Annotated in this window: 2 protein-coding genes; one reads left to right on the top strand and one right to left on the bottom strand. The window is 65.1% G+C overall.

Annotated features, from left to right (window positions below):
- Positions 1-148: 148 nt before the first annotated feature.
- Positions 149-1,132 (top strand): type II secretion system minor pseudopilin GspK, encoded by a 984-nt coding sequence (gene gspK, locus ACEN88_RS28805; RefSeq protein ID WP_413345207.1) that lies wholly within the window; start codon positions 149-151, stop codon positions 1,130-1,132.
- A 404-nt stretch (positions 1,133-1,536) separates the two neighbouring features.
- Here the strand turns inward: gspK (ACEN88_RS28805) and gspK (ACEN88_RS28800) are convergent, their stop codons facing one another.
- Positions 1,537-2,520 carry a type II secretion system minor pseudopilin GspK gene (gene gspK, locus ACEN88_RS28800; RefSeq protein ID WP_413345205.1) on the bottom strand — a complete coding sequence of 328 codons (984 nt, stop codon included), beginning with the start codon at positions 2,518-2,520 and terminating at the stop codon, positions 1,537-1,539.
- Positions 2,521-2,668: the final 148 nt, after the last annotated feature.

Below are 2,668 nucleotides of genomic sequence, written 5' to 3'. Positions count from 1 at the left end.
CATTCGCGCCGGGATCGACGCCGCCGCCCCAGCCCCCGTCGCCCGACCAGGCGGCGCAGGTGAGCAACGAACCCACGGGCCTGCAGGTCGCGTTGCAGGCCCAGAACCTGCAACAGCCGATGGTCAAATCCTTCCTGCTGGGGGAACCATGAGAACGCGCCAGCGCCGGCCTGCGCGCGAACGCGGCGTGGCCGTGATCACCGCGCTGCTGCTCACCACGCTGGCGATCTCCATCGTCGCCAGCCTGTTCTGGCAGCAGCAGGTGCAGGTGCGTTCGATGGAAAACCAGCGCCTGCACTTGCAGACCAAGTGGATCCTGCGCGGCGCGCTCGACTGGTCGACGCTGGTGCTGTTCCAGGACGGCATCGACCACCGCGACTACACGTCGCTCGACCAGGTTTGGGCGACGCCGCTGGCGGAAACGCGCCTGGACCAATACGTCGAACGCCAGCGGGTCGAAGGAGAAACGTTCGATGCAAGCCTGTCCGGTAACATTACCGACGCATGCTCGCGTTACAATTTGCGCAACCTGGGAATGAGCCGCGGGTTGCCGGATCCGCAGCAGCTGGAGATCTTCAAACGCCTGCTGAACAACCTGCAGCTGGACCAGGGCCTCGCGCTGCGCATCGCGAACTTCGTCGCGGCCGGTTTGCCGGCCACGGTGGAAGAGGGCAACGATCCGACGCGGCAGCAGGTCGCGCCCGTGGTCGGCGCGCCGTTGAAGGTATTGCAGGTGGAAGATCTGTTGTCGGTGCGGGGCGTGACGCCGGCCATCGTCGAGCGGCTGCGGCCGTTCGTGACGGTGCTGCCGGAAAAGACGCCGGTGAACGTCAACACGGCGCCGGCGGAAGTGTTGGCGGCCGTGGTGCCGGACATGTCGGTGTCGGAAGCGAATACGCTGATCGTGCGGCGCAAGCAGGCGGCGTGGCGCGGTCTCAATTATTTCGAGACCGAGATCGGCGACAACCGGAAGCCGGCGCAGGATTCGGCGAGCGTGAAAAGCGACTGGTTCCTGGTCGACAGCCGCATCCGCCTGGATCGGGCCGCGCTGGATGCGCAGGCGCTGATCCACCGGTCGTCGAACCTGGTGGCGGGCAGCGGGCCGAAAGTGGTGTGGATCCGCCAGTATTGAACATTGAAGAGAAGTCTCGAGGGATAGCGCAGGGCATGTTAAAACGACCAACAGAAGATCGAGAAAGCGAGACAGTTTGAGCACACTTTATATCCGGCATCCTGCGCGTGCCGAAGGTGAACATGCGTTGTGCCGCTTCGCCCTCGTCACCGATGGCGGCGCGATCGACCAGCATGGCGAAGGCCCGCTGCGCAACCTGGGCGACCTGGTCGGCACGAGCCGCCGCATCGTGCTGCTGCTCGCCGCCGCCATCGGTGACGAGGGCGAAGCGGCACAACGCATGTTCACCTTCGGCACGCGCAGGATGCCGGATATAAAGTGTGCTCAAACTGTCTCGCTTTCTCGATCTTCTGTTGGTCGTTTTAACATGCCCTGCGCTATCCCTCGAGACTTCTCTTCAATGTTCAATACTGGCGGATCCACACCACTTTCGGCCCGCTGCCCGCCACCAGGTTCGACGACCGGTGGATCAGCGCCTGCGCATCCAGCGCGGCCCGATCCAGGCGGATGCGGCTGTCGACCAGGAACCAGTCGCTTTTCACGCTCGCCGAATCCTGCGCCGGCTTCCGGTTGTCGCCGATCTCGGTCTCGAAATAATTGAGACCGCGCCACGCCGCCTGCTTGCGCCGCACGATCAGCGTATTCGCTTCCGACACCGACATGTCCGGCACCACGGCCGCCAACACTTCCGCCGGCGCCGTGTTGACGTTCACCGGCGTCTTTTCCGGCAGCACCGTCACGAACGGCCGCAGCCGCTCGACGATGGCCGGCGTCACGCCCCGCACCGACAACAGATCTTCCACCTGCAATACCTTCAACGGCGCGCCGACCACGGGCGCGACCTGCTGCCGCGTCGGATCGTTGCCCTCTTCCATCGTGGCCGGCAAACCGGCCGCGACGAAGTTCGCGATGCGCAGCGCGAGGCCCTGGTCCAGCTGCAGGTTGTTCAGCAGGCGTTTGAAGATCTCCAGCTGCTGCGGATCCGGCAACCCGCGGCTCATTCCCAGGTTGCGCAAATTGTAACGCGAGCATGCGTCGGTAATGTTACCGGACAGGCTTGCATCGAACGTTTCTCCTTCGACCCGCTGGCGTTCGACGTATTGGTCCAGGCGCGTTTCCGCCAGCGGCGTCGCCCAAACCTGGTCGAGCGACGTGTAGTCGCGGTGGTCGATGCCGTCCTGGAACAGCACCAGCGTCGACCAGTCGAGCGCGCCGCGCAGGATCCACTTGGTCTGCAAGTGCAGGCGCTGGTTTTCCATCGAACGCACCTGCACCTGCTGCTGCCAGAACAGGCTGGCGACGATGGAGATCGCCAGCGTGGTGAGCAGCAGCGCGGTGATCACGGCCACGCCGCGTTCGCGCGCAGGCCGGCGCTGGCGCGTTCTCATGGTTCCCCCAGCAGGAAGGATTTGACCATCGGCTGTTGCAGGTTCTGGGCCTGCAACGCGACCTGCAGGCCCGTGGGTTCGTTGCTCACCTGCGCCGCCTGGTCGGGCGACGGGGGCTGGGGCGGCGGCGTCGATCCCGGCGCGAATG

Source organism: Massilia sp. CT11-108 (genome assembly GCF_047302915.1).
Classification (GTDB): Bacteria; Pseudomonadota; Gammaproteobacteria; order Burkholderiales; family Burkholderiaceae_D; genus Telluria; species Telluria orientalis.
The sequence above is the reverse complement of the archived record's forward strand: the minus strand, read 5'-3'. Positions and strand labels throughout refer to the sequence as shown.

Bases quoted from the DNA above. Each gene is read 5' to 3' on its own strand.
- gspK (WP_413345207.1), top strand. From the start codon at position 149: ATGAGAACGCGCCAGCGCCGGCCTGCGCGCGAACGCGGCGTGGCCGTG.
- gspK (WP_413345205.1), bottom strand. From the start codon at position 2,520: ATGAGAACGCGCCAGCGCCGGCCTGCGCGCGAACGCGGCGTGGCCGTG.